This is a genomic window from Thermoactinomyces sp. DSM 45892 (genome assembly GCF_900107305.1).
Lineage (GTDB): Bacteria > Bacillota > Bacilli > Thermoactinomycetales > Thermoactinomycetaceae > Baia.
Genome location: NZ_FNPL01000029.1, coordinates 1 through 5112 on the forward strand (window position 1 = coordinate 1; position 5112 = coordinate 5112).

Here is a 5112-nt window from a genome sequence, read left to right on the forward strand (position 1 = left end):
ATCGAGCCATTATTAATGAAGTTCAAGGACTGTGTAGCTGTACAACAGCAGGATACAGGTCATTATCTTGCTTCGATGCAATTGGCGGGAAAGATCGATTGTCCAAGTGGGAAAGCAGAAGTAGATATAAAGAAACCTGATCTTGATCCCGAAGTGAAGAAATATCAAATACCAGAAACTGTTACGAAGTTTGAAGATGAAATTAGAAACCATTCTAAAGAGCATGGGCAATTCTTTGATAAGAATGGAAACCCTGTATCGGATGTAGTGGTTGGTAGTGAGAAATCAATTAGTCTTAGTGATTATAAGCATTTAGCTAAAGATGCGACATTTACCCATAATCATCCAAAGAACGGACCGTTTAGCCTAGAGGACTTAATAACAGCAAAGGGATTTGACATGGCAGAAATACGGGCAGTAACTCCAAATGGAAAAATATATAGTATGAAAAGAGGGAAAGATGGATGGCGGGGAGCCGATATAGATTTAGTAGCATTAGATGTTCAACAAAAATGGGGGAATGATATCCGTGAATTATATAAAAAGGACCCAGATGTAGGTACTGAGTTATATTTTAAAAAGATAGCGGAACAAATCGGTGGAGAATATAAATTCTTTAAGAAATAGGAGATGAAAATGAATAAGAAATTCCTTTATAAAAAGCCTTGGATTCCAGGGGTTATAGATGATACTAATTCTGCTATGGATTGGTTAGAAGAAGATGATTCAAAATTTGCACTTAGAAAGAAATTTAATGAAGGTTTATTAGACGAGCTCGTACTAGATCTAGTAGATATATTCCAAAATGGGGATCCAGCTTACAATGTTTTAATGCCTTATCTTAGTTCTAATAACGAACTCAATGAAGAAAAGATGATGTATACGGGAGATAAGAATGAACGAATCAGTAAAGATATTAGCAGTGTGGAAATGCTTCTGGATGCTAAGAATTTTATGATTCGTCACCTTAAGATATACGTTCAAGACATCTCACCGTTCCATGGCCTAGAGAGTAAATTAAATGAACTCTATCCAGACATCCCTTATCAAGAGAGAAAGGATGGATTTATGATACCGATAAGAGGGAGTATCATTACCGTTATGAAACATGTGTAAGATCTGTGCTTCAATGATTTAACCAAGTCCCTTGAGATACAGGGGCTTTTTTTATCTACAGAAAACTTTGTATGTGTAATATGCTATAAAAAGAATCCAAAACATAATCGGCAAACAGGTGCATTCTTGTATGTACAGATCGAGGTGCTTTTTTCATGCTGTTCGAAAGGATTGTACATAGAAACATACTAATTAACATGGGTCTTGCATCTTAAAATCCTGCGGTAGGTGACTACCGTGTCGGTTCGAGCCCGACCCTCGGCACCAAAAAAACGTAGTAATATCAAGGGTTTTGAAGAATGAGCTCCTCAAGTTGAGGGGCTCTTTTTTGGTTCTTTTTGGGTTTTCTGACCCATGAGTCGTTTGCGATTTGTTGTACAACAAATAAATCGCCAAACTCCTTGATACATAAGGGTTTCAGCGATTTTTTAAAAAGTCATTTATGTTCATTTGGCTTGTCATTTTTCAAAGTGTCCATAGGTGTATCATGATATGCGATACGGTTCATCCTGTCCGCCATAAAGAAAATCATCCCATTTTATCATTCTCTATTGGAAGTCCCTGTAGATACAGCACTGTGAATACAGGGACTTCTTTTATTTCTATAAATGTGATACCTTTGTAGAGTAGTAAATGCAAACCATTGCAAAGGAAATATACGATGTAAACGTACGACTATTACAAAGTGGAAGAGTTTTGGAAATGAGCTTGGATATATCGAACATACATATACGATAAAAGATAAAGCTTCTTTCTTAAATCCTGCGGTAGGTGACTATGATCTTTGAGTCCGGCCCTAGGTACTATATAAGACGGTTTGCAAACAAAAGTGAAAACCATTTTTTTGTGAAAATATAAATGATAGACCGATTTAGGTGTGAAAAATGGATAGTGATGTATAAAAAAATCCCTTACTAGGGGTTAGAATATTTAGCAGCTAAAGGAGAGTACATAATAATGCCAGCACATTCTATGGGCTTTGCGATCGAAAGTGAAGAGCAGTTTATGGAGTACCTAGACCTTGTGGTTCGAACGGGTGAGCAAACAGAGACTTCATTTGGTAGGAAGTTTTCGCTTGTTTTTTCGAACGGGGAAGAGATTGTCGCGCTTATGGATGAGGATCATGAAGTGTTCCATGTGAATTTTCACCACCGTAAAGGGATGGTTTCTCCTATTGGAATCTATGAAGTAGATACGAATGAAGAAGGTGAATTGACAGGGCTCACATTTGGCTCGATGAGACCAGAAGAGGAGATGGATCCAGAGTCGGGTTTGTATCCATTTGTGTTTCAAACAGGAGATATGGAAGTGTTAGAGGCATTCCAACAGTCTGAAACGCGTAACGTGGAGCTTTCTGCATTTGCGCATCAAGTACGTTGTTTTGCTACGGAAGAGGAGTTTGAACAGAAACAAGACCCAGAGGTTCCGCTATCATCTGCATCCTTGGTTCCACTTGGGATTTTTAACGATGAAGTGAATGATGTTCTTGCACCTACTATTTTATTAAATGGTGTGGTAACAGACGCACAACTCTTGAAAAATGAGTTATCTAAAGAAGAGTATTGGCAACTTACTGTGCAGACAGTAGGCAGTGCTTACGTAGTATTTGCGGCGCTAGATCGTGTGACTGAAGGAAAACCAGTTGTTGGCGGAATTGTATCAGTAGAAGCATGGCTAACGGGACGTTTTATATAGGGGATCGGTCATTAACCAGACGAATAAAGCACATGAATTTGTGGTAAGCAAAATCTCATGTGCTTTTTGTGATCATGTGATAAAATGAACATGATGAATGGCTGTGATTAGACCGTAACCTTGATAGAATAATTTTGGATATATGGGATCTGGGGGTGAATGAGATGTCGAACATCGATGCGATATTGGAACGCGCATTACAAGGAGAGAGACTTACATTTGAAGACGGCGTCTCTTTATGGAATAGTGATGAAATAGAGAAAATCGGCCAGGCGGCGAATCAAATGATGTTAAAAAAGTACCCGGAGCCGGTTACCACTTTTGTCATTGGGCGTAATATTAACTATACCAATGTGTGTGATACGTATTGTCGTTTCTGTGCTTTTTACCGAGCGCCGGGCTCTACAGAAGGCTATGTATTAGACGATGATACAATTTTCAAAAAAATCCAGGAGACCATTGATGTAGGTGGTACAGAAATCCTCATGCAGGGTGGAACCAATCCTAATTTGCCATTTCACTACTATACGGACCTTTTACGTGAGATTAAGAAGCGGTTTCCTGAGATCACGATGCACTCATTTTCTCCGGCTGAGATCCGGAAGATGCAAGAAGTTTCGGATGGATTTACGTTGGAAGAAGTGATTCGTGAGCTAAAAGAAGCGGGGCTCGATTCCCTTCCGGGTGGGGGCGCTGAGATCTTAGATAATCGTATTCGTAAACAGATTTCCCGTCTAAAGGGAACATGGGAAGATTGGATGGAAGTGATGGATACCGCGCATCGTGTAGGCATGCATTCGACTGCTACGATGGTAATTGGTTTTGGAGAAACGATGGAAGAGCGTGTTATGCATTTACTCCGTATTCGTGAACAGCAGGATCGGACAGGCGGATTCCTAGCTTTTATCGTGTGGACATTCCAACCAGACTTTACGAATTTGAAGCGTGAAAAACTTTCCCCCGAAGAATATCTGAAAGCTGTAGCGATTGCAAGACTTATGCTAGATAATATTGACAACTTCCAATCCTCGTGGGTAACTATGGGGCCTGATATCGGGAAGAAGTCCCTTCATTTTGGTTGTAATGACTTTGGTAGTACGATGATCGAAGAAAACGTAGTTTCTGCTGCGGGCACAACCCATAAAGTAAATAACAACCTCGCCATCAAACTCATCCGGGATGCTGGTAAAGTGCCTGCCCAACGGAACACGAAGTATCAAACGCTACGTGTTTTTAAGGAAGGCGAATTTACAGAGAACGACTTTGTTATGCAAAACTAATCAAATTAGATAGATATAGGCCCTTCTTTCATATAGAAAGAGGGTTTTTTGTTATGATAAATATTTTTCTTTTCAATTATCTTAAAAGAGATTACAATGGTGTTTGTGGATTTTAAAAAAATATTACATATAGAAGGAATGGAATATATTATGAAGAAGTTTCTAGTTATTATGCTTTCTCTTGTTCTCCTATCAGGTTGTTCGTTGTTCTCGGATGCTGTTAATGTGCGTGAAATTGGAAAAGAGGTAGAGAAAACGATATCTAAGTATAATGAAAATGAACAGAAATACATCAAAATGAGCTCTCTTAGCACAGAGATTGGAAGTATCATGCTTTCAATGCAAAAAACAGGCTTAAATCAAGATAGTATCAAACAAATGAAGGATAAGCATGTAGAAATGAATAAATTGCTTACAGAGTATAAAGCAGAGATACAAAAAATAAATGAGGAGTTACCTGTTAATCAGAAGAAAGTAGATAAAATTAAAAAAGAAAAGTTGAAAAAACTAGGTGATACTTTTCTTGCTAATTTTAAAGCTCTTCTAGACTCCAGACTAAAAATCATTGAGATCACTGAAAAATCTCTCGCGAATGAAGAGGAAGTGTTGAAGTCCGTTGAGTCAAAGAAAGAATTCTCGAGAAAACTTGAGGATGATATGACAAAGTTGGAGGGGGAATTTTTAACTCTGAGCAACGAAAGTCTACAAAAAACAAGTGCATACAATAAATCTTGGCAAGAATTTGTCAATGAAGTGAAAAAGTAACTTCCATACTCATTAGTACAGCGAATAAAGAAGAGAAATGCCCTTCGTCCTTTATCTTAGAGGATTAAGGGCATTTGCTGGTTATTGAACCATTACGCGAATTAATAAAGCGAAGGAAGATCTATTTACTTCAAACAGGTTAGAAACTTTTTAATTAAGGAACTCGAGATGAGCAAATCTGCTAACAGAAATATCCAGTTCCAATAGACAGACTACGGCTAGGCCGCATTCAGTTGCTTTTTTATACAACTAAGCG

Annotated in this window: 4 protein-coding genes and 1 pseudogene; all 5 read left to right on the forward strand. The window is 38.3% G+C overall.

Annotated features, from left to right (window positions below):
- Positions 1 to 627, forward strand: a pseudogene (locus BLU58_RS16585) (hypothetical protein); the annotation flags it as partial.
- A 9-nt stretch (positions 628 to 636) separates the two neighbouring features.
- Positions 637 to 1116 (forward strand): hypothetical protein, encoded by a 480-nt coding sequence (locus tag BLU58_RS15760; RefSeq protein ID WP_093293798.1) that lies wholly within the window; start codon positions 637 to 639, stop codon positions 1114 to 1116.
- A 957-nt stretch (positions 1117 to 2073) separates the two neighbouring features.
- Positions 2074 to 2811, forward strand: coding sequence for a hypothetical protein (locus BLU58_RS15765; RefSeq protein ID WP_093293800.1), 738 nt, complete (start codon positions 2074 to 2076; stop codon positions 2809 to 2811).
- Between the two features lie 164 nt (positions 2812 to 2975).
- A complete protein-coding gene (gene mqnC, locus BLU58_RS15770) occupies positions 2976 to 4091 on the forward strand; it encodes a cyclic dehypoxanthinyl futalosine synthase (RefSeq protein ID WP_093293803.1) in 1116 nt (371 codons plus the stop codon).
- Between the two features lie 96 nt (positions 4092 to 4187).
- Complete coding sequence (locus BLU58_RS15775; RefSeq protein ID WP_093293805.1) at positions 4188 to 4856, forward strand: hypothetical protein; 669 nt, start codon at positions 4188 to 4190, stop codon at positions 4854 to 4856.
- Positions 4857 to 5112: the final 256 nt, after the last annotated feature.

Bases quoted from the DNA above. Each gene is read 5' to 3' on its own strand.
- BLU58_RS15760 (WP_093293798.1), top strand. From the start codon at position 637: ATGAATAAGAAATTCCTTTATAAAAAGCCTTGGATTCCAGGGGTTATA.
- BLU58_RS15765 (WP_093293800.1), top strand. From the start codon at position 2,074: ATGCCAGCACATTCTATGGGCTTTGCGATCGAAAGTGAAGAGCAGTTT.
- mqnC (WP_093293803.1), top strand. From the start codon at position 2,976: ATGTCGAACATCGATGCGATATTGGAACGCGCATTACAAGGAGAGAGA.
- BLU58_RS15775 (WP_093293805.1), top strand. From the start codon at position 4,188: ATGGTGTTTGTGGATTTTAAAAAAATATTACATATAGAAGGAATGGAA.